Genomic DNA, 20,720 nt, shown 5'->3' with positions numbered 1-20,720 from the left:
AGTGACATTCACGGGCTAGAACATGTTCTCGAGAGTCACGGTGAGGATGATTGCGTAAACGGTCAACGTCAACGCAATCCAGACACCGGTAAAGACTGCATGGGGAATCAACGAACTCTTCTCGAAACGAGCGGTCCGGTTAATGCCGATGTAAATCAATACCTCCGAAATCAAAACGAGGGGAACGCTGACAAGGCCGACAAGCAACAAAACCAGTCCGGAAATGACGGCACTTGGAATCATCAACAGGACAGTGGCCGCAAGCAGGACTGTCATCTGCATGACGTAGGAGGTGGTGATGACATTGCCAACGACCCCCATCGATTGCCGCACCCCGCGAATGGAAAATGTCCATTTCAGGCACAAAGCCCGCAGTACGAACGCAATCAGGGCCAGGATCAATCCGGTAATAAAGAGGGAAATCCAGTTTCCAACGGAAAGCCCAAATGTTCCCCGCGTGCTGTATCCGATGAAGCTGCTGGTCATGGATCCCAACATCTCGTCAGCACTGTCGACGGACCGGGCCACCAGCGTAGCCGTCAACAGGCCAAGGACAAGCGAATAGCTCAAGAATCCGACTACCCAGAACTTCTTGGTGCTCGCGCCGAGACGAAACGCCTCGACTGATTTACCCTTCCAAACACTGCCCAGCGACACCCAGAGTGCAGTAATGGTCCCGAGTATTTCAGCGCCGATTCCCTGCACCGGCGCTTGCGGAGCAGCCGCAGGATCGGAAATGGGAGCCGTGGTGGGCGTGGCGGGGATAGTGGCTGTTTCATCCCCAGGGAGCTCTGAGATCTGTTCGGTGGGTGGAATTGCGGAAGTCATTTATATTCCCTGAATCTATGGAGGCAAGTGAAGTGTTCCCTGAAAAGAGCGCATAAAACACTACAAATGCCTATCACCCCAGTCAAAGCAAATTCAAGGATAGTCCATCGATTCGAAGAAACGTTACCCGTGGTCGCCGTATGACGACTGGTCAACAACACTGCCGGTGTCGCAACACACCCCGGAATGTGCTGCAGCGTCGGGGCAAACACCCCGTCACGTGGCTCTTGTGACTCTTCCGTGGGTGATTAAGCCGGATACCCACCATCGCGGCTGTCAGGTTCCAAGTCGCTGTCGCCGTGGATGTCTTCGACCAGGGAGGCCGGGCGGGCCATCCTGGTCTTCCCGACGTTGTGTGACATGCCCGATCATTCGATCCCAGCGGCTCCGCCGGGGATGAGAGGTAAATGCACGCCGAGAAGGGGCCAAACCCGCATAGATCTGAATCTGTCTCGCCGAGAGTGATGCAAGCTCGCGAGAAGGGCGCAACCTTGGTGGCATTTCGCGGCTCCGGGCCATTCTCGGCGAAACAAGATGCCACACGATACGACTCAGGGTCATTCTCGGCGGAGCAGACACCCTCCGGCGCGGGTTTCCAGTACCCCTGCGAAAAGAAACGGGGAAAGGAAACAGAGACGGTGGCCGGTACCCGAGCGGTGATTCACCCAGCAGCCCATTTCCAGTGCAAGGGACTGAAGCCGCGTCGGGGAAAGCACCCCGGAAGGTGCTGCCGCATTCGGTGAAAACACCCGTAGTGCGTATCCGGTTAGCTCAGGTGTACGTTGGGCCCATGACACGTCCAGACTTTCCTCGGTCGATTCTGGAGTTCCAGGCAAGGTTCGGTGACGAGCCGTCCTGCTTGGAATATTTGTTTGCCTGCCGATGGCCGGAAGGCTTCGTTTGCCCGCGATGCCAGGGGCGTAAGGGCTGGCCCCTTTCAACGCGGATTCTGTGGGAATGTGCTCACTGCCACTGCCACTGCCACTGCCACCGCCAAACGTCACTCACGGCCGGGACTGTGTTGCACAAGACCCATCTGCCGCTCCAATACTGGTTTTGGGCGGCTTACCTGATGACCACGAGTACCCCTGGAATCTCCGCGGTGCAGCTACAGCGCCAGCTCGGGCTCAGCCGCTACGAGAGTGCCTGGACGATGCTGCACAAGCCGCGCCGGGCCATGGTCAGTCCCGAACGCACCATGCTGACAGGAGAGGTCGAGGTTGATGAGTGCGAGGTCGGCGGCGTCGAAAAGGGCCGCAGCGGCGGACGCAGCCGGATAGCCAAAGCGGCCCATGTTGTTGTTGCTGTTGAGGTCCGAGGCCAAGGCTCCGGGCGCACTCGCATGCAAGTCATTCCGGATGCCTCAGGATCGACGTTGTACAACTTCGTCCATGAGACCGTGGCACCGGGAGCGGTGGTCCACACGGACGGATGGGGACCGTATGTCCTGCTCGCAAAGAACGGTTACGACCACCGGCCGCGTTCCCAAAGGGCGGCCAAGCGCACCGGCGACACGGAACCCGTCATGCCGCGTGTTCACAGGGCCATCAGCGACTTCAAATCCTGGCTGCGGGGCACCCACCGCTCCGTTAGCAATGAACACCTGCAGGTTTATCTGGACGAGTTCGCCTTCCGCTACAACCGCCGGCGTTCACCCATGCCAGCCTTCCAAAGCCTGCTCGGGCTCGAGTCACACCATGACCCAATGACCTTCCGGGAAATCGTGGCACAAGGGCCCGGCACCACCCGGAGAACCTGAGCTAACCGGATACGCACTACACCCGTTATGTGAAGGAGCGTCTAAAGGGGCGGGTTAAATGCAGCGGGCGGGCACCCGGTTTCCCGGATGCCCGCCCGCTCAAATGCTGCCAGCGATGCGCTAGCTTGCGGTGATCTGACGCAGCACGTACTGCAGGATGCCGCCGTTGCGGTAGTAGTCGGCTTCACCGGGGGTGTCGATGCGCAGTGGCGCATCGAAGCTCACGGTGGTGCCGTCTTCAGCAACTGCTGTGACCTTCAAGGTGGCGGGTGTGGTGCCGTTGTTCAGTTCGGTCACACCTTCCACGGAGAAGGTTTCGGTGCCGCTCAGGCCCAGCGACTCGGCGTTCTGCCCAGCCGGGTACTGCAGGGGAAGGACGCCCATGCCGATGAGGTTGGAGCGGTGGATGCGCTCGTAGCTCTCGGCGACAACAGCCTTCACACCCAACAGTGCGGTGCCCTTGGCAGCCCAGTCACGTGATGAGCCTGAACCGTATTCCTTGCCGGCCAGGACAACCAGCGGGGTGCCGGCTGCCTGGTAGTTGATGGAGGCGTCGTAGACGTAGGCCTGCGGGCCGCCGGCCTGGCTGAAGTCGCGGGTGAAGCCACCTTCAACGTTGTCCAGGATCTGGTTGCGGATGCGGATGTTCGCGAAGGTGCCGCGAATCATGACCTCATGGTTGCCACGGCGTGAACCGTAGGAGTTGAAGTCCTTGCGCTCCACACCGTTGGCCAGCAGGTACTGTCCGGCGGGGGTGTCCGACTTGAAGGAACCAGCGGGGCTGATGTGGTCGGTGGTGACGGAGTCGCCGAGCTTCAACAGCACACGTGCACCGGTAATGTCCTCCACAGGGTCGGCCTCGGCCTTCATGCCCTCAAAGTATGGGGGCTTGCGGACGTAGGTGGACTTGGGATCCCATTCGAAGGTGTTGCCTTCGGGGGTTTCCAGGGCCTTCCAGCGGTCGTCGCCATCAAAGATGGTGGCGTAGGAGTTGGTGAACATCTCGCGGTCAATCGAGGCGTCCATGACTTCCTGGACCTCCACCGGGTTGGGCCAGATGTCCTGCAGGAAGACGTCGTTGCCGTCGGCATCCTGCCCCAGGGCGTCTGCCTCAAAGTCGAAGTCCATGGTGCCGGCCAGGGCGTAGGCGATGACCAACGGCGGTGAGGCCAGGTAGTTCATCTTGACGTCCGGGTTGATGCGACCCTCGAAGTTGCGGTTTCCGGAGAGCACTGCGGTCACGGACAGGTCGTTCTCGGCAATGGCTGCCGAAACTTCGGTGTCCAAGGGGCCGGAGTTGCCGATGCAGGTTGCGCAGCCGTAGCCCACGGTGAAGAAGCCGAGCTTCTCCAGGTAAGGCACGAGGCCCGACTTTTCGTAGTAGTCGGTGACAACCTTGGAGCCGGGGGCAACGGAGGTCTTGACCCACGGCTTGGACACCAGGCCCTTGTTGACGGCGTTGCGGGCCAAAACGGCCGCAGCGAGCATCACCGAGGGGTTGGAGGTGTTGGTGCACGAAGTGATCGAGGCGATCGAGACTGCACCGTGGTCCAGCTCGAATTCAACGCCTGATTCGTTCTTGACGTGGATCGGGTTTGACTGGCGGCCGTTGGCACCGGTGGCAGCGGAAACCACTGTGCGCGCGGTGTCGTGGGTGTGGTTGTCGGCGTGCGTGAACGACGGTGCGTCGGAGGCCGGGAAGGATTCTTCCAGGGACTCGTCCACCGTGTTGCCTTGAGCGTTTGCGTCGGCGGCAACGTAGTTGTTCAGGTCCGAGCGGAACTGGACCTTGGAGTTGGTCAGTTCGATACGGTCCTGCGGGCGCTTGGGTCCTGAGATGGAGGGAACCACCGTGGACAAGTCCAGCTCGAGGTACTCGGAGAACTTGATCTCCACCGAAGGATCGTGCCAGAGGCCCTGCTCCTTGGCGTAGGCCTCGACCAGCGCGAGCTGTTCCTCGGAACGGCCCGTCAGGCGCAGGTAGTCAACCGTGACGTCGTCGATCGGGAACATGGCAGCCGTGGAGCCGAACTCCGGGCTCATGTTGCCAATGGTTGCGCGGTTGGCCAGCGGCACACCGGCAACGCCTTCGCCGTAGAACTCGACGAACTTGCCGACAACGCCGTGCTTGCGCAGCTGCTCGGTGATGGTCAGCACGACGTCGGTCGCGGTGGCACCGGCCGGGATGGACCCGGTCAGCTTGAATCCGACGACGCGCGGGATCAGCATGGAGACGGGCTGGCCCAGCATGGCTGCCTCGGCTTCGATGCCGCCAACGCCCCACCCCAGCACGCCCAGGCCGTTGACCATGGTGGTGTGTGAGTCGGTGCCGACCAGGGTGTCCGGGTAGGCGCGCAGTACGCCGTCGACCTCGCGGGTCATGACGGTGCGGGCCAGGTACTCAATGTTGACCTGGTGCACGATGCCCATGCCCGGGGGGACAACCTTGAAGTCCTCGAAGGCGCTCTGGCCCCAGCGCAGGAACTGGTAACGCTCCCCGTTGCGCTGGTATTCGATTTCCATGTTCCGCTCAACGGCATCTGAGTTGCCGAAGACGTCAATCTGCACCGAGTGGTCAATGACCATTTCGGCCGGAGCCAGCGGGTTCACACGGCTGGGGTCTCCGCCGAGGTCCTTGACGGCCTCGCGCATGGTGGCCAGGTCAACGATGCAGGGGACTCCTGTGAAGTCCTGCATGATGACGCGGGCCGGGGTGAACTGGATTTCCGTGTTGGGCTCCGCACTCGGGTCCCAACCTGCCAACGCACGCACGTGCTCGGCCGTAATGTTCGCACCATCTTCGGTGCGAAGCAGGTTCTCCAGCAATACCTTGAGGCTGAACGGAAGGCTCTTTGCGCCTTCTACCGAGTTCAGTCGGAAAATCTCGTAGTCGGTTCCGCCTACATTAAGTACGCCTTTGGAACCAAAACTGTCCACATTAGTCATCGATGGACTCCTCTCGCCACTGCTTTTATCTTTGTCACGCACGGGACGGGATGCCAGTTAGGCACGCCTTACTCGCGTTCGGACACAGCTCCGCGCTTCTTTAAGAACCGGTAGAGCAGTTCGATCGCAATGCATCCTGTTGCTGTTACCGCCATCGTAGCCGTTAACAGGCCACCGCTTGGGATATCGAGTGCAAAGAAGCTGCGGGCGAACGGTACGGCCATGACGAGCACCAGGCCAAGGACCATGGCGGCCACCAGCAGCGCCCGCCACCGGTCGAACGGCCGGGCCAGGGTTCCAAGCACCCACATGGCCACCAAAAGCACCGTCATGGTGACGGCGGTCTGGGCCTCCCGGATCACGTGCTCCTCCCCCAGGGACGTGTTGGGGAACGCCTGCGCATAGGAATAAACAGCCATGATGCAGGCGGCGATGATGGTTCCGGAGGGAATCGCGAACATGAGCGTCCGGCGCAGGAATCCTGGCTGGTAGCGGCGGGCGTTGGGCAGCAGTGCCAGGAAGAACGCCGGGATGCCGATTGTCATGGAGCTCACAATGGACAGCTGGCGGGGCAGGAACGGATACCGCCACATCAGGATGCCGATGACGATGGAAATGATGATGGCGTACGTGGTTTTCGTCAAGAAAAGGTTGGCCACGCGCTCCACATTGGCAATGACACGCCGCCCCTCGGCCACCACAGACGGCAGGTGCGAGAACTGCCCGTCCAGCAGCACGAGCCGGGAGACCGCCTTCGTGGCGGCCGCCCCGCTGCCCATGGCGATGCCGATGTCGGCGTGCTTCAGGGCCAGGGCGTCATTGACGCCGTCGCCCGTCATGGCGACAACATGGTCGCGGCTCTGCAGGGCCAGCACGATGGATTTTTTTTGCTCCGGAGTGACGCGCCCCAGCACACTTTCGCGTTCCAGAACGTCGGCCATCGCCTCCAGCTCGTCAGGGAGTTCGCGTGCGTCGTAGCCGTCGCCATCAAATTCAAAGCCCACGTCACGGGCCACGGCTGCCACGGTGCGGGGGTTGTCGCCGGAGATGATTTTCAGCAGCACGCCCTGTTCGCGGAAATACGCCAGCGTCTGGGCTGCGTCGGGGCGCACCTTTTCACGGAACACGAGCAATGCCACCGGGGTGAGTCCGGCCAGGCTGAAGTCATCGGCCGACGGCGGATGGCCCACCTGCCGCTGTGGCCCGCGGTGGGCGAGCACCACGGCGCGCAGGCCGCGTCCTGCGGCCTCATCGGAGGCGTTCAGCGCCTCGGGGTGGTTTCCGCCGGCCAGGACCACCTCCGGGGCACCCAGCACCCAGTCACCGGCAAGGGAGCCGGCATCCGGCGGACCGCCGAACGTGACGGCACTGAACTTTCGGGCGCTGCTGAAGTGGACTTCGGCGACCGGCAGCTCGTGCGGCACGTCAGTGTACGTGGCGGCCAGCGCGGCGGCTGTGGCGTTCGCATTGGGGTGGGTGCCCTGCCAGGCGAGCACCTGTTCCCACCCGGGAACGGTGTCAAAGAGGCTGGTGCCGGCCAGTTCCATCCGCCCCTCGGTCAGTGTGCCGGTCTTGTCCAGGCAGACCATGTCCACGCGGGCCAGACCCTCTACGGCCGGCAGTTCCTGCACGAGGACCTGCTGCCGGGCCAGGGTCACGGCGGCCAACCCAAAGGAGATGCTGGTCAGCAGCACCAGGCCCTCCGGGATCATGGCCACGATGCTGGCCACGGCGCTCACCACGGCCACCCGCCAATCGCCGGAGGAGATGGCGGCGGACCAGCCTCCGTGGGCGCTCATCTGCCCGTTGATGACGAGCACAATGATGGGGATCAGCGCCCAGGCGATGTACAGGATGATGCGGTTGATAGAGTTGCGGATCTCGGAGTTGACGAGGGAGAAGCGCCGCGCCTCGGCCGTCAGCGCCGAGGCGTACGACTCCGCACCCACGCGGTGCACCCGGGCCGTGCCGTAGCCGGCCACGACGGCGGACCCGGAAAGCGCCAGGTCACCGGGCGCCTTCGTCACGGGGTCGGACTCCCCCGTCAGCAGCGACTCATCAATTTCCAGCGCCTCCGCGGCCAGCACTTTGGCGTCGGCCGGGATCTGGTCGCCGGTGCGCAGCAGCAGGACGTCGTCCTGGACCACCTCGGCAACGGCAATCTCCAGTTCCGCCCCGCCCCGGCGCACCCGGGCCCGCGGTGCATGCAACACCGCGAGCCTGTCCAGGGTGCGCTTGGCCCGGTACTCCTGCACCACACCGATGGCGGCATTGGCCAGCACGATGAAACCAAACAGCGCATCGCGCGGATCCCCCACCAGCAGCACCAGCACCAGGCAGCTGCCCAGCACCGTGTTGAACAACGTGAACACATTGGCCCGGACAATGGCCCAAATACTGCGGCTGCTCTCGTGCGCCACGGCGTTGCTGAGCTCGGCCGTGCGTCGTTCATGGATCTGGGCAGCGGACAGCCCGTCTTGTTCCAGCACGGCGGCGTCCACGGGCGCCAGCTTTTCGCGGGCATCCGCCATGGCTGCGCGGCGGTGTTCGTCGCGCCGCTCGGCCAAAACCGTGCCCTTGGGCTTGTTCCTGGTCAGGTCACGCCGCGGCGGGCGCACCTTTGCTGCCGGTTGGTTCAAAACGTTCCTACTCCGTCGCGGACGCTTTCACGGCGGGCACCAACAGCGCCACCGTCTCCACATGATGCGTGTGCGGGTACAGGTCAAAGGCGCGCAATTGCTCCACCTGCCAGCCCACGTTGGCAAAATATTTCACGTCGCGGGCAAAGGCGGCCGGGTCGCAGGAGACGTAGGCGATGGCCGACGGCGCAGTGGCCGCCAGTGCCCGGACCACGGCTTTTCCTGCTCCTGCCCTGGGCGGATCCAGCACGACGGCGTCAAAACTGTGCCGCTGTCCGCCTGCGGTTTGGGAGGCGCGGGAAGCAGTGCCGAGGATTTTCTCCACCCTGCCCTGTGCGATTTCAACCTGCTCGGCCGCGTGCAGGTTCTTGCGTGCGTCGCGGCTGGTGCCCGGCGAGCCTTCCACGGACAGGACGCTGCCGTCGGAGCCGACGGCGTCGGCCAGCGGCGCCGTGAACAACCCGGCACCGGCGTAGAGGTCGGCGACCTTGGCACCGTCGTTCAGGTAACCGCCCTGCAGAAGGTAGCCAAGCGCCGCGTCGGTCAGGACCTTGGGGGCCCGGCGGTGAATCTGCCAGAAGCCGTCGCCGGTGACCCGGAATTCGTGGTCGTCGGTGGTTTCCCGCACCCAGCCGCGGCCGTTGACAGCCTCGACGGCACTGTTTTCCGGGTTCCAGCGGGCCACGTTCGGAGGTGTTTCCAGGCCGGCCAGTGCGCGGGCAATGCGCTTGACGGCGGCACCGGCGGCTTTTTCACTGAGCCGGGCATCGGGTGCCAGCAGCACCAGGACGCCGGATCCGTTGGCCGGGGCGGCCACCTCAACGCGTTCCATGCCGGTAAAGTCCAGCTCCCACAAGCCCAGCTCGTTGATGGCGGGAACAGCCAGCGGCATGTCCTTGATGGGCAGCACGGTGCGTGAACGGTGCGCGTGCATGCCCAGCTTGCCCGACGGCGTCACGGCGAAGCCCACGCGGGTGCGCCAGCCCAGTCCCGCCTGCTGCTCGGGCGTGCCCTGCGTGTCGACGTCCTCGACGCCGGCGCTCAGCAGCGCGTCGATGCGCTCCTGCGACAGCCCGCCCAGGCGAGCCAGCTGCTCCCTGACCACGGCGGTCTTCAGCTCCAGCTGGCCCTTGCGGGAAATGTGGCCGAATTCCGCCCCACCCACCGGTGCGGTGTTGCGCGCGGCAGCCCGCAGGGAGTCGGCCTCGGCCCAAAAGTGGGGCACCCGCTCTGGCGAGGCGAGAACGACGTTGGTGACGTCTGCACGCCAAAACTTGGCATCGGCGTCGTGCTCGGTCAGGGAAATTTCCACCGTCTCGCCGGGGATACCGTGGCGGACGAAGATGACACGGCCCTCATGCCGGGCAACGCAGTGGCCGCCGTGGGCTACCGGCCCCACGGTCACTACAAGTCGCGGGGATTCGGTGCGGCGGGGCGTGTCGGCAGGGCTGGGGGTGGTGCTGGGCTGGCTCATATTGCTCTATTCCTGATATTTCTTCGCGTCGGTGGAGGACTTCAACTGCCATGGCACGCTGGCAACCACCACCCCTGGTTCAAAGTGCAGCCGCGTCTTGATGCGCAGGGCAGTCTGGTTGTGCACCAGCTGCTCCCACCATTTGCCCACCACGTATTCCGGGATGTACACCACGATCAAGTCCCGGGGCGCGTCCTGGCGCATGGTCTTGATGTGGTCGATCAGCGGCGTCAGCGTTTCCCGGTACGGGCTCGCCAACACAGTCAACGGTACCGGGATGGAGAGCCTCTCCCAATCCGCGATGGTTTGCTCGGTCTCCACGGGATCCAAATCAACGGTGATGGCCTCCAGCGTTGACGGCCGAGAAGCCCGTGCAAAGGCGACTGCTCGCATGACGGGCTTGCGCACGTGTGAGACCAAAATCACCGCGTGGATGCGGGCCGGCAGCGCCTTGATGGCGGAGTCCGTCTCGACGGCAAGTTCCTTGGCGACGTTGTCGTAGTGCGAACGGATGCTCCACATGATGACAAACAGCACCGCCATGGCCAGCAGCGCGATCCAGGCGCCCTGCTCAAACTTCGTGACCAGCACGATCAGCAGCACCGTCAGGGTCATGCTGAAACCGATGGTGTTGATGACCCGTGAACGCTTCATGCGGAAGCGCACGGTCTTGTCCTTGACCTTCAGCAGCTCCCGGGTCCAGTGCCGGATCATGCCGAGCTGGCTGGCGGTGAAGGAGATGAACACGCCCACAATATAGAGCTGGATGAGGCGGGTGACGTCGGCGTTGAAGGCGATAATCAGGACCAGGGCGCCCGCGGCCAGCAGCAGCACGCCGTTGCTGAACGCCAGCCTGTCCCCGCGGGTGCGCAGCTGGCGGGGCAGGTAGCCGTCCTTGGCCAGGATGGAGGCCAGGACCGGGAAACCGTTGAAGGCGGTGTTTGAGGCAAACACCAGGATGGTGCCAGTCGCGGCAACGATGAGGAAGAACGGGATGGAACCGGCACCAAAAATGGTGGCGGCGATCTGGCTGATCGACGGGTTCTGTACGTAATCCTGCGGCGGGGCCACCCCATTGACGAGGAATTCGGTGTGCGGGTCGGCCACAATGTGCACGCCCGTGGCGTTGGCCAGGAACAGGATGCTGGCCATCATCCCCGCCGCAATGGCACCCAGCAGGAGCAGCGTTGTGGCGGCATTTTTGCTCTTGGGCTTGCGGAAGTTCGGCACCCCGTTGCTGATGGCTTCCACACCCGTCAGGGCGGCGGCGCCCGAGGAGAAGGCGCGCAGCAGCAGGAACGCACCTGCCAGTCCCACGAGCCCCTGGTTGAACGCTGCCTCGGGGACAATTTCGAAGTCGGCCGACGGCGCCCGGCCAAGCGTTCCCGTCGCAGCCTGGAAGATCCCGGCGGCCGTCATGGCGAAGATGCAGAACATGAAGATGTAGGTGGGCACGGCAAATACCGTGCCGGCCTCCTTGATACCGCGCAGGTTCACGAGTGCCAGGATCATGACACCGACGACGGCGATCGCGGCCTGGGTGCCGTGCCAGCCGGGTATCGCCGTGGCCAGATAGTTCGCGGCGGAGGACATGGACACGGCAACGGTCAAGACGTAGTCGACCATGAGGGCCGAGGCCACCGTGAGACCGGCACTCTTGCCCAAGTTCACCGTGGCGATCTCATAGTCGCCGCCGCCTGATGGATACGCGTGGACGTTTTGGCGGTAGGACGCCACAACCGTGAGCAATACGACCATGACGGCCAGGCCCACCCAGGGCGAGAGCGACACCGCGGCCACGCCGGCAAGGGCAAGGGTCAGCAGAATTTCATCCGGGGCATAGGCCACCGAGGACAGCGCATCGGAGGCAAACACCGGAAGCGCGATGCGTTTTGGCAGCAGCGTGTGGGCGAGGCTGTCGTTGCGGAACGGACGTCCCACCAAGACTCGCTTGAACGCGTTGAAGAAATTCAGCACGCGGGTAACGCTAGCACCCATGGGGCCGCCGGTCCCGTATCGCCGTGGGGCCTTCTCCCTTGATGCTGTGGGCGCCTCCCCGTGACACACTGGAATCCACACAGCTGGAATCCAGAGCGCCGTGGCCGAAACACAATCCCAGACGACTTGACCAACGGGGCCCCGGCAACGTGAAATTGGATCCGCACCGCATGCCACACGCATGCGGGCCCAACAGTGGAACTGCGGCAGGCGCCGCAAGTACCGCAGGAGTAAGGAGCATCAGTGGCACACTTTGTGATCATGGGTTGCGGCCGTGTGGGGGCAACACTCGCCCACACCTTGGAGGACTCCGGACATTCGGTGGCCATCATCGACCAGGACGAGCGCGCGTTCCGGCGCCTGCGCACCGGCTTTGGCGGACGCAAGATCACCGGTGTGGGTTTTGACCAGGAGACCCTGAAGCAGGCCGACATTGAAAGCGCCTACGCCTTCGCGGCCGTCTCCAGCGGCGACAACTCGAACATCCTCGCCACCCGGGTGGCCCGCGAAACGTTCCATGTGGAGCACGTTGTGGCCCGCATTTACGATCCCGGCCGCGCCGAAATCTACCAGCGCCTGGGCATCCCCACGGTGGCGGCCGTGCGGTGGAGCGCCGACCAGGTGCTGCGGCGGATCCTGCCGGAGACCGCCATTAAGGGCGACTTCCGCGAACCCTCGGGCAGGTTGTTCCTGACCGAGCTTTCCCTGCATCCGGACTGGATTGGCCGGCACATCCTTGACATTGAGAATGCGGCGCGCGTGCGCGTGGCGTACCTGACCCGCTTCGGCGAGGGCATGCTGCCCGGGCCGGACACCAGCTACCAGCAGGGCGACACGGTGCACGCCATGGTTGTCGGGGCGCAGTCGGCCGAGATCGGCCACATCCTCTCCAACTCACCTCCGAAGGAGATTTAGCATGCTTGTTGTCATTGTTGGTGCGGGCAGCGTGGGTTGTTCCATCGCCAAGGAGCTGCTCTCGAACGGCCATGAGGTGCTGCTGATCGACCCCAAGCCGGAGGTCATCGGCAAGAGCGGGCTGCGCGGGGCACGCTGGCTGGTGGGCGATGCCTGCGAGATCAGCACGCTGCGCGAGGCGAAGCTGGAGGAAGCCGACGTGGTGGTGTCGGCCACAGGAGACGACAAGGTCAACCTGGTGGTCTCGCTGCTGGCCAAGTCCGAATTTGGGGTGGGCCGCACCGTGGGCCGGGTCAATAACCCCAAGAATGACTGGATGTTTGACGACTCCTGGGGAGTGGATGTGGCCGTGAACACCCCAAGGCTCATGACGGCCCTCGTGGAGGAGGCCGTGGAGATCGGCGACCTGGTCCGGCTGCTCACCTTGCAAGCCGGGGTGGCCTCCCTGGTCGAGTTCACGGTGCCCTCGGATTCGCACATTATTGGGCAGACGGTGGGCACCATTGCGTGGCCGCAGGATTCCACCCTGGTGGCCATCCTGCGCGATGAAGCCCCCATCACGCCCAGCCCCGACGACGTGCTGGAAAACGCCGACGAACTGTTCTTCATCACCACCATCGCGGCGGAGCACGAGTTGCGGGAGCTGCTCTCCACGCACTAACCGCAGCTGCATTAAATCGATTACGCACTTAGTGGACCGGAAACCGCCTTCCTGGCGGTTTTTCATCCAACAAGTGCGTAATCGAATTTTGCGGCAGGTTCAGGCTGCGGTTTTGGGGCTCGGTTCGGGCTCCCCGACGGGGCGGCTGATCAGCCAGGCGATCCACAGCCCGAAGGCGTACAGCGGCACACCCATGATCAGGCGCATCGCCCCGAGCGCGTCGACCTGCTCCGCCAGGTACAGCGGCAGTTGCACGGCCAGCCGCAGCGCCATGACACCCACCAGAATCCAGGTCGCCACCCGGTAGGCGCGCAGCCGTTCGGGCCTGCCGCGCCAGCCGACACCTTCGTTGCGCGCATAACCAAACAGCAGGCCCAGCACCGGCCAGCGCACGGCAATGGAAATCACCATCGCCACAATGTAGCCGGCGTTCGTCAGGAATCCCACCAGGTAAAAGTTCTCGGCCTTGCCGGTTTGCATCGCCAGAAATGCTGAAAGTGCGACGCCGGCAATTCCGGCCAGCGCCTGCGTCAGGGGTGTGCGCTGGATCAGCCGGGCAACGAGGAAGATGGCAGCCATGGCCACCGACCCCACCAAGGCGATTCTCAGGTCCCTGGTGAGCGTGAAAGCCACCAGGAACACCAGGCCGGGGAGGATGCTCTCGGCAATGCCCCTGACTCCCCCGGCCGCAGCCAGCAGGTCGATGTGCCCGTTTTCCTTGCGAACAAGAGCGTTCTTGGCGGCCATTTCCTGGGCGATCTGGGCGAAGCTGGCGGTGGAGTTCTCCGCCTGCGAGTCGTCTTCAGGGTTCTGTTGGCTCAATTAAATCTCCTGGATTCCAATGATTTCGTAGCGGGGGTTGTACATGGTGGGCAGCCCGTCACGCAGTGAAACCATGCCTTCAACGCGCAGCCGGGTCCCCGCCACGACGCCGGGCACCCGGCGTCGGCCAATCCACACCAGCCGCAGCCGGTGGTTCAGGCCATCGCTGGCCAGCCGCTCAGACTCCCGATCTGTCAGGATCACCAGGTACGACGGCGCAGCCGACTCCGGGAGGATCGTGACGGCACTGATGACTCCGGTGCACACGGCACGGCCGCGCACCGGCAGCTCGCTGATGGCGGTCGCCTCAGGCCATTCCCCCTGTTGCATGACTGCCAATGGTTAGCCGATCGCAGTGATTTCAGGGCCACGGCGGAACGGTTCCCCGCCCTGGGCAGGTGCTGCGTGGTCAGCCGCCATGGCGCCCTCGGGCCCGGCCACTGCGTCCTTGGGCAGGCGCAGCAACAGCAGGTCGCGCGGGGGCAGCGGTGTCTCGCCGCGCACCACAACGACGCCGCGGAACAGGTCCTCGAGCTCCGCTGCTGCCGCAGGGTCCACGGCAGCAGGGCCGCCCAGAACACCGCGCAGGAACCAGCGGGGGCCGTCGATGCCAAGGAACCTGGCCACCCGGAAGCCCTTGCTGCCATCGGTTCCCTGCGCCGGAACCTTGGCGAGGACTTCCTTGCCGAAGGTGCCGTCAAGGATCTCAATCTCGCCACCCTGCGAGCCGACCGACAGGCCGATTTGTTCGCGAATGTCGCGCCACAGCTGCTCCGAGCGGGAGGCGGCGAAAGCCTGCAGCTGCAGGCTCGAACCATTCAAGTCGAGCGTCACGGCGATAACGCGGTTCGTGCTTTCCTCCACTTCAAGGCGCAGCGACAGGCCCTCACGCGGGGTGACCATGAGCGCACCCAGATCGACGTAGCCCTCAATGCTGTCAACTTCCGACTCGTCGAGCGGGCCGTGCGTTGCACGGTCATAGACGGTGTCGGAGGGGTCCGGGGGGAGGTCAAGCGTCAGTGCCGCGCCGCCCTCAGGTGAGGAATCGGCGTCGTTCTTCCCGCCAGCGGTTTCATCCACGCCAGCGGTCTGAGCTGTCTCGTTGTTCTTTTTCTTACCAAACCCAAAAGCCATGGGATTTACGACTCCTTGTAAAGATGGATGAGTGGCTGCTTAGCCGTTGCTGGGTGCGGATCCTGCCTGCGGGGCCGGGGAAAACCCGCCCGTGGAACCAAAACCGCCCGTGCCGCGCACCGAGTCAGGCAACTGAGCCACCTCGATGAACTCAGCCGTTTCCACGCGCTGAATCACCATTTGTGCAATTCTATCGCCCCTTGACAGGGTGACGGAATGGTGAAGGTCCGTGTTTAGCAGAGTGACAGACAGTTCCCCGCGGTAACCGGCATCAACGGTTCCGGGGCTGTTGACAATGGTCAGCCCCTGCTTCGTGGCCAGGCCCGACCGTGGGTGGATCAAGGCAACAAAGCCAAACGGCAGGGCCATGCTGACACCCGTGGGAACCAGGGCTCGCTCTCCAGGGGCCAGCACAACGTCGATCCGGGTGCGCAAATCGGCACCGGCATCGCCGGGGTGGGCGTAGCTGGGAGGTTCGATCCCGTCGTCGAGCATGTGCAGCTGCACAGTCAACGTTGGCGGGTTATCACTGGGCAGGTTGGCGTTACTGGGCTGGTTTGCATTAAAAGTCTCGTGGCTCACAACAGGACACTCTATCGCGAACTGCTGGTGTCTTCGCTTTCCAGGCGCAAGATGAAAAGCGGGCCAAAAGATGAAAAGCTAGTGCCATGTCTTCCCCTACGCCCCAGAGCGCAACCTCCCCTGCCACGGCCAATTACACCGAAAAGCTATGGCCCAACTTCTGGGGCTGGGTGATTGTTGTTGGCCTCTCGGCGGCGGGGATCCTGATTTTCATGCCCATCAGTCCCATGGCCGGCTACGTTGCCTTCTTTGTGTTGCTGCTTGGCCTGTCGACTGCGCTCATCGCGTCGACCCCCACCATCAGTGTGACCCCCGACTCGCTGCAGGTGGGCAGGGCGCACATTGAGCGGGAATTTGTTGGTCAAGTGACTGCCTACCACGGCGATGCGGCCACCGAGCAGCGTGGCATCAAGCTCAACGGGTTGGCGTACCTGTGCATTCGCGGCTGGATCAAACCGGTTGTCAAGATTGAAATCACGGACCCGAACGACCGCACACCCTACTGGCTCACCTCCTCACGCAACCCCGAGCACCTTGTGGCAGCACTGGGCGGCACTGTGCACCGCGAGACCGCCGAGCAGTAGGTTTTGCGCTTTGACCGTTGCCCGGTCCTGTCTCGGGCATTCGTCCCCGCGGGTCAGCGTTCGCCGCGGGCCAGCGCGAACGGCGGGTCAGCCTTCGCCGCGGGTCAGCCTTCGCAGTCGCTGCAGAACAGCAAGTCGTTCTTTTCCCGTGCCAGCTGCGAACGGTGTCTGACGAGGAAGCAGGAACCGCAGGTGAATTCATCGGCCTGCTGGGCGAGAATCTCCAGTTCCAGCTCGTCGGGAGCCAACTCCGCACCCGGCAGTTCGTACGCCTCGGCCAGTTCGGCTTCGGCGATGTCGATCAAGGTGTCGCGAGGGTTTGCCCCGCGGTGCGGGTTTTTGGCGGCACCCGTCCGGTTGACTCGTTGATTGGTGCGCGGCTGCTGGTAGCCCGTGGTCATGGTTGCCCCCTTGGAATGAACTGCAGTTTTATGCTCTGCTGCGGCCAATAGTAAACACTGCCAACACCCTAAAATGGAAACCGGCGCCTCCGGACTGCACGGAAGCCACGTTCGCAACCGGCTTAAGGATGCCGCCTTGCCGGCACACAACTGCCCGCACGGCAGAAAAACCCGGTAATTCCCAAGCCATCTCACGCCACGCCTGCGGCGGTAGTAGGAAATCAGGCACATCGGTGGCAAAGTTTCGAAGTGAACGAACAGACTTTTGGGAGGACGGCATGGCTGAGCTTCGGCTAGTGGGTGTCCACGACGACGGCGGTCATCTGCTGCTCAGTGGACCCGACGGAGGCAACTACCTGCTGCCCCTGGATGAGGCATTGCGCACGGCTGTGGGCAAAAGCGCCATCCACAGCGCGCGGGTGCCGGCAGCATCAACTGCACGGATGAGCCCCCGAGAAATACAATCCATGATCCGCTCCGGGTCCACGGCTGCTGAAGTGGCGGAGGTTTCCGGACACTCCATCGACCAGATTCGCCGCTATGAAGGCCCTGTCCTGGCCGAACGGGATTACATCGCCAACCGGGCCCGCGCTGTCGAGGTGGCTCCTGCCACGACGCACCACGACAGCTACCGCACAGCCTTTGGCGACGAGCCGGTCACGCTGGATGAAATGGTGCGGCACCGTCTTGCAGAGTTCGGCATCGACGCGAAAACACTGCGGTGGGACGCCTGGCGTGATGAAGCAGGTTCGTGGACTGTCTGCGCCGATTTTGATCCCGGCAATGAACGGGCAGCCAGCAGCATTGGCGAGCCGGCCCCCGCACTGTGGCGCTTCCACTCAGGCCGCAAGGCCCTCCACAACGCCAACCGCTGGGCGCAACAGCTCAGCGAACTCGAACCACTGGACAGCCCCGTTCCTGAACGCCGGCTCAGCGCAGTGGTCGACCAGCCCTTTGACGTGGAAGCCAACGGTGAGACATCCGCCGTCGAGCTTGCCGAACAGCCCGCCGAGACACCTGAGGCACCGGAGTTCCCCGGCCACGGCCTCTTGGACATGCTCCGCTCACGCCGGGGTGTGCGCTTGGGCATCGATGAAGACGGCGACGACGAGCTGGCCGCCATGCTTGGCAGCCACGTCCCCGGCGCCCACCCTCGCGATGAAGCATTGTATGGTGCACCCGTCACCGACGTCACTGAGGACGCGCCAGACGATGAGGTCCAAGGAGACGACCGGCTCAAAAACGTGCCGTTCCTCCAATTGGCACCCAGCCTGGTTGACCAAGATGAACCCGTCGTGGACCGTGTCGACAGCGTCGCTGAAGTCAGCACCGAAACCCGCGAGGTGGTGCTCTCCGGGGAGCCTGTGACGCTCTTGCGTCCTGGGGTACCGAAGCCGGCTGCCCGTTCGTCCGTTGCTGCGGTGGAGCCTGCCGCCAGCGAACCTGAGGACGACGGCCCGTCAGACAGTGAAGTTGCCGAACGCCTCGAACGCAAGGCCGCAGCCAAGCCCAAACGCTCAAGCGTGCCCAGCTGGGATGAAATCGTCTTCGGCACCAAGGGCGACTGACTCAACATGGCCCGGCCATGACAGGCTCGACCGGCGGCCCTCGAGCCTCGGCCCCGCGCCTGACGCAAAGTTGGGGTGCACGTGGCGCCGGGCGACACCCCGCGGCACGTTGACCGCACGTTCACGGCGTACGCAGCGTAAAAGGAACCTCGCAACCCGAAGCTATGCGCATGCGGCGGGTTGCAGCAGGCGCATGGCAAATGCTGGTTTGGCTTATGAGCAGGGCCCCGTCGGCGGAGTGCGCATAGAGTTCAGGTGGCTTGGCGTATGCGCCTGCAGGGTGCCTAGCATGGCGCCTCTGTCGCTGTGGCACCATGGGAGCGGCCAGCCCGGAGCATGCGCAAAGCCACCCTGGCAAACGGGACCAACATGCGCCCAGCAAGATCCCAAGGTTGCGCGTCAGCTGCACACAGCGAGCTGCGCGGACCACAGCGAAGCGAAGGCGCCGGCTAGCGGCGCTTGGACTTCCTGCCCGGCGCCTTGGCCGTGACGGGGATGCGCAGCAGCGGCACCTCACGTTCGGCCTTCGTGATGGAGCCGTGCTGGCCCACCACTTCAATGGCCTGGGGGCGCACACGGCGCAGGTCGTAAAACGCCACAGATTCCCGGGCGACAATGAGCACATCACCGATGCGGGCGCTGACGCTCTCCGAGACCTCGCCGAAATAGCCGGCCGCGATCGCCTGCTCGCGGGTGATGACCCAGGCGAGCTTGCCGAAGCGCTCCAGCCACGAAGCCATGAGCTCCGCCCGGTTCGCCGCGGTGGCACCGGGCTCCAAGTACAGATGCACCATACGCGGCTCCCCCGCCGTGTGCCGAACGCCCTTCACCAGTTCAGGGAACACGGAAAAGTCGATGCGGTTTGAGCGCGGCACGTCCACCATGCCGTGGTCGGCTGTGAGCAGGATCAGCGTGTTGGCAGGTGCCGTGGCAGCCAGTCGCTTCATCCCGGCATCGAGCTCCTCCAACGCCCGCTCCCATTGGGGGGAATCGGCGCCGTGGGCGTGCCCGGCCTTGTCCAGTTCGCTCCAGTACAGGTACACCAGCGCCGTGGGTGTCGCGGCAAGTGCCTCCACCGCAGTCTCCACACGGGCGTGCGTGGACGTCGCTCCCCGGAATTCGCTGCCACGCAGGGCGGCACGCGTCATGGCGGAGGTGGCGAATTTTGGCAGGCTCACGGTAGTGGAGGGTACCGTGGTGCCAAGCTTTTCAAAGATCGTGGGGCAGGGCTGCCAGCGCAGCGGGTCAACGCCGCCGTCCCAGTTCCCCAGGAGGTTGACCACCTTGTCCTGGCGCGGGTCCAGGACGTCGTAGCCAACCATGCCGTGGCGTCCGGGCACCTCGCCCGTGCCCAGTGAACTCAGCGAGGTTGCCGTGGTGCTGGGAAAGGCCGCGTGCAGCGTGCGGGGGTGCTCGCCGCTGGAATCTGCTGCCATGACTGTGCGCAGAAAGGGTGCGTGGGCGCTGCGTTGCTTCAATAGCGACTTGCCCAGCCCGTCCACCAGGACCACACAAATCCGGGGCGCTGCGGGCAGTTTCAGGACGTTCTCGGCGCCGGAAAGTCCCAGTACCGCTGCGGCGCTGCGCAGGACGTCGCCAATGCTGGCCTTGCCGTACGACGGCGGCGACGGCAAGGGTGGTTGGGCCGCCAGGAGTGCCTCGACGGTTGTTTCAGTGGCGCCGACGGCGTTATCGGCGGTAATGTGAGCGGCCCAATCGTGCACCGAAAGCGGGGAACTTGCTGGCGGCGAGCTCCGCGTGGGCGGTTGAGCCGACGGCCGTGTTGACCGCGCGCAGGGCCCGGGCGAACGCCTTGGCGTCGGCCACTGCCTGCAACCCTTCGGCCTCGGCACTGATGCGCAGCACGATGTCTTCTTGGGCAATGTTGCCGGTGTAGCCGTGGTCCGCGTCGCAGTCGGGGTCCCCGCACGACGCCGGACCCATCTCCACCCGCTGTCCACCGGACCAGGCGATGGACAAGGTCAGTTCCCGGGCCGGGTCTGAGGGCTTGTAGTCCTGCGGCTGGGCGTAGATGTAGCTGAGCACCACGGATTTGATTTGGCTGACGGGCACGGACTCGGTGGACACTTGTGCCACCATCTGCTCCCCTGAGTCGTCCAGCTGGTGATCGTCGACATGGGTGATGACCAGCATTTCGCTGGTCAGCACCAAAACCGTAATGTGCCGCTGTATCTCGTTGTGGTCAAAGTGGGTTTCCAGGTGGACCAGGTGCGCAAGGCTCTCTTGCCCGTCCAGGGCATCGTTGACCACATCGGCGACTAGACGGGGATAAAAACCTGAGCGCTGCAGTGCTGCTTCCAACTCGCTACCTCTGGTATTGGCCGGGGCGCCGGCTCCGAAGCTGTTCATGTGCCCCATTTTCGCACTTTGGCGCCGCCGTTGCGAACT

At 63.9% G+C, this 20,720-nt stretch carries 17 protein-coding genes; 5 read left to right on the top strand and 12 right to left on the bottom strand.

Going from position 1 to position 20,720, the window contains the following annotated elements; translation table 11 throughout:
* Nucleotides 1-15 precede the first annotated feature (15 nt).
* Nucleotides 16-828, bottom strand: a complete 813-nt coding sequence (locus tag art_RS01205) for a hypothetical protein (protein WP_038462023.1) — start codon at nucleotides 826-828, stop codon at nucleotides 16-18.
* Nucleotides 829-1,618: 790 nt separating this feature from the next.
* Here art_RS01205 and art_RS01200 point away from each other — a divergent pair.
* On the top strand, nucleotides 1,619-2,587 hold the full coding sequence (locus art_RS01200) for an IS1595 family transposase (RefSeq protein WP_038462020.1): 969 nt from the start codon (nucleotides 1,619-1,621) through the stop codon (nucleotides 2,585-2,587).
* A 120-nt stretch (nucleotides 2,588-2,707) separates the two neighbouring features.
* Here art_RS01200 and art_RS01195 read toward each other — a convergent pair whose 3' ends face one another.
* From art_RS01195 to art_RS01180, 4 genes are all read right to left on the bottom strand, one after another.
* Entirely contained in the window at nucleotides 2,708-5,533 is a 2,826-nt protein-coding gene (locus art_RS01195) for an aconitate hydratase (protein ID WP_038462018.1), read from the bottom strand.
* A gap of 68 nt (nucleotides 5,534-5,601) precedes the next feature.
* Nucleotides 5,602-8,172: an HAD-IC family P-type ATPase gene (locus art_RS01190; protein ID WP_367643751.1), complete on the bottom strand. Its 2,571-nt coding sequence runs from the start codon at nucleotides 8,170-8,172 to the stop codon at nucleotides 5,602-5,604.
* A 7-nt stretch (nucleotides 8,173-8,179) separates the two neighbouring features.
* A complete protein-coding gene (locus tag art_RS01185; protein ID WP_038462016.1) occupies nucleotides 8,180-9,646 on the bottom strand; it encodes a class I SAM-dependent RNA methyltransferase in 1,467 nt (488 codons plus the stop codon).
* A gap of 6 nt (nucleotides 9,647-9,652) precedes the next feature.
* The gene (locus art_RS01180) at nucleotides 9,653-11,644 is read right to left on the bottom strand and encodes an APC family permease (RefSeq protein ID WP_052135873.1); all 1,992 of its coding nucleotides are present in this window, start codon (nucleotides 11,642-11,644) and stop codon (nucleotides 9,653-9,655) included.
* Between the two features lie 243 nt (nucleotides 11,645-11,887).
* Between art_RS01180 and art_RS01175 the strand changes: the two genes are divergently transcribed.
* Nucleotides 11,888-12,559 carry a TrkA family potassium uptake protein gene (locus art_RS01175; protein ID WP_038462014.1) on the top strand — a complete coding sequence of 224 codons (672 nt, stop codon included), beginning with the start codon at nucleotides 11,888-11,890 and terminating at the stop codon, nucleotides 12,557-12,559.
* 1 nt (nucleotide 12,560) lies between these two features.
* The gene (locus art_RS01170) at nucleotides 12,561-13,220 is read left to right on the top strand and encodes a TrkA family potassium uptake protein (RefSeq protein WP_052135872.1); all 660 of its coding nucleotides are present in this window, start codon (nucleotides 12,561-12,563) and stop codon (nucleotides 13,218-13,220) included.
* A gap of 99 nt (nucleotides 13,221-13,319) precedes the next feature.
* On the opposite strand, the gene art_RS01165 is transcribed toward art_RS01170, so the two are convergent.
* The 4 genes from art_RS01165 to dut all read right to left on the bottom strand — a co-directional run bounded on the left by art_RS01165 (nucleotide 13,320) and on the right by dut (nucleotide 15,713).
* On the bottom strand, nucleotides 13,320-13,967 hold the full coding sequence (locus tag art_RS01165; RefSeq protein WP_082000494.1) for a DUF3159 domain-containing protein: 648 nt from the start codon (nucleotides 13,965-13,967) through the stop codon (nucleotides 13,320-13,322).
* 75 nt (nucleotides 13,968-14,042) lie between these two features.
* The gene (locus art_RS01160) at nucleotides 14,043-14,372 is read right to left on the bottom strand and encodes an OB-fold nucleic acid binding domain-containing protein (protein WP_038462010.1); all 330 of its coding nucleotides are present in this window, start codon (nucleotides 14,370-14,372) and stop codon (nucleotides 14,043-14,045) included.
* Nucleotides 14,373-14,384: 12 nt separating this feature from the next.
* A complete protein-coding gene (locus tag art_RS01155; RefSeq protein WP_038462008.1) occupies nucleotides 14,385-15,176 on the bottom strand; it encodes a DUF3710 domain-containing protein in 792 nt (263 codons plus the stop codon).
* Nucleotides 15,177-15,215: 39 nt separating this feature from the next.
* Nucleotides 15,216-15,713 carry a dUTP diphosphatase gene (gene dut / locus art_RS01150; protein ID WP_253901565.1) on the bottom strand — a complete coding sequence of 166 codons (498 nt, stop codon included), beginning with the start codon at nucleotides 15,711-15,713 and terminating at the stop codon, nucleotides 15,216-15,218.
* 131 nt (nucleotides 15,714-15,844) lie between these two features.
* Between dut and art_RS01145 the strand changes: the two genes are divergently transcribed.
* On the top strand, nucleotides 15,845-16,342 hold the full coding sequence (locus art_RS01145) for a DUF3093 domain-containing protein (protein ID WP_038462005.1): 498 nt from the start codon (nucleotides 15,845-15,847) through the stop codon (nucleotides 16,340-16,342).
* Nucleotides 16,343-16,446: 104 nt separating this feature from the next.
* Here the strand turns inward: art_RS01145 and art_RS01140 are convergent, their stop codons facing one another.
* A complete protein-coding gene (locus tag art_RS01140) occupies nucleotides 16,447-16,743 on the bottom strand; it encodes a DUF4193 family protein (RefSeq protein WP_038462003.1) in 297 nt (98 codons plus the stop codon).
* Nucleotides 16,744-17,021: 278 nt separating this feature from the next.
* Here art_RS01140 and sepH point away from each other — a divergent pair, with 278 nt between their 5' ends.
* The gene (gene sepH, locus art_RS01135; RefSeq protein ID WP_038468154.1) at nucleotides 17,022-18,311 is read left to right on the top strand and encodes a septation protein SepH; all 1,290 of its coding nucleotides are present in this window, start codon (nucleotides 17,022-17,024) and stop codon (nucleotides 18,309-18,311) included.
* Nucleotides 18,312-18,760: 449 nt separating this feature from the next.
* Here sepH and art_RS01130 read toward each other — a convergent pair whose 3' ends face one another.
* Together art_RS01130 and art_RS01125 are read right to left on the bottom strand one after the other, a co-directional pair.
* Nucleotides 18,761-19,945 carry an alkaline phosphatase family protein gene (locus art_RS01130; protein WP_038468151.1) on the bottom strand — a complete coding sequence of 395 codons (1,185 nt, stop codon included), beginning with the start codon at nucleotides 19,943-19,945 and terminating at the stop codon, nucleotides 18,761-18,763.
* 55 nt (nucleotides 19,946-20,000) lie between these two features.
* Complete coding sequence (locus art_RS01125; RefSeq protein ID WP_038462001.1) at nucleotides 20,001-20,690, bottom strand: DUF5998 family protein; 690 nt, start codon at nucleotides 20,688-20,690, stop codon at nucleotides 20,001-20,003.
* Nucleotides 20,691-20,720: the final 30 nt, after the last annotated feature.

Source organism: Arthrobacter sp. PAMC 25486, from assembly GCF_000785535.1.
Lineage (GTDB): Bacteria > Actinomycetota > Actinomycetes > Actinomycetales > Micrococcaceae > Specibacter.
The sequence above is the reverse complement of the archived record's forward strand: the minus strand, read 5'-3'. Positions and strand labels throughout refer to the sequence as shown.

Coding starts and splice junctions, on each gene's coding strand:
- art_RS01145 (WP_038462005.1), top strand. CDS start 15,845: ATGTCTTCCCCTACGCCCCAGAGCGCAACCTCCCCTGCCACGGCCAAT.
- art_RS01205 (WP_038462023.1), bottom strand. CDS start 828: ATGACTTCCGCAATTCCACCCACCGAACAGATCTCAGAGCTCCCTGGG.
- art_RS01140 (WP_038462003.1), bottom strand. CDS start 16,743: ATGACCACGGGCTACCAGCAGCCGCGCACCAATCAACGAGTCAACCGG.
- art_RS01180 (WP_052135873.1), bottom strand. CDS start 11,644: ATGGGTGCTAGCGTTACCCGCGTGCTGAATTTCTTCAACGCGTTCAAG.
- art_RS01160 (WP_038462010.1), bottom strand. CDS start 14,372: ATGCAACAGGGGGAATGGCCTGAGGCGACCGCCATCAGCGAGCTGCCG.
- art_RS01170 (WP_052135872.1), top strand. CDS start 12,561: ATGCTTGTTGTCATTGTTGGTGCGGGCAGCGTGGGTTGTTCCATCGCC.
- art_RS01125 (WP_038462001.1), bottom strand. CDS start 20,690: ATGGGGCACATGAACAGCTTCGGAGCCGGCGCCCCGGCCAATACCAGA.
- art_RS01165 (WP_082000494.1), bottom strand. CDS start 13,967: ATGGCCGCCAAGAACGCTCTTGTTCGCAAGGAAAACGGGCACATCGAC.
- art_RS01185 (WP_038462016.1), bottom strand. CDS start 9,646: ATGAGCCAGCCCAGCACCACCCCCAGCCCTGCCGACACGCCCCGCCGC.
- art_RS01195 (WP_038462018.1), bottom strand. CDS start 5,533: ATGACTAATGTGGACAGTTTTGGTTCCAAAGGCGTACTTAATGTAGGC.
- art_RS01200 (WP_038462020.1), top strand. CDS start 1,619: ATGACACGTCCAGACTTTCCTCGGTCGATTCTGGAGTTCCAGGCAAGG.
- sepH (WP_038468154.1), top strand. CDS start 17,022: ATGGCTGAGCTTCGGCTAGTGGGTGTCCACGACGACGGCGGTCATCTG.
- art_RS01155 (WP_038462008.1), bottom strand. CDS start 15,176: ATGGCTTTTGGGTTTGGTAAGAAAAAGAACAACGAGACAGCTCAGACC.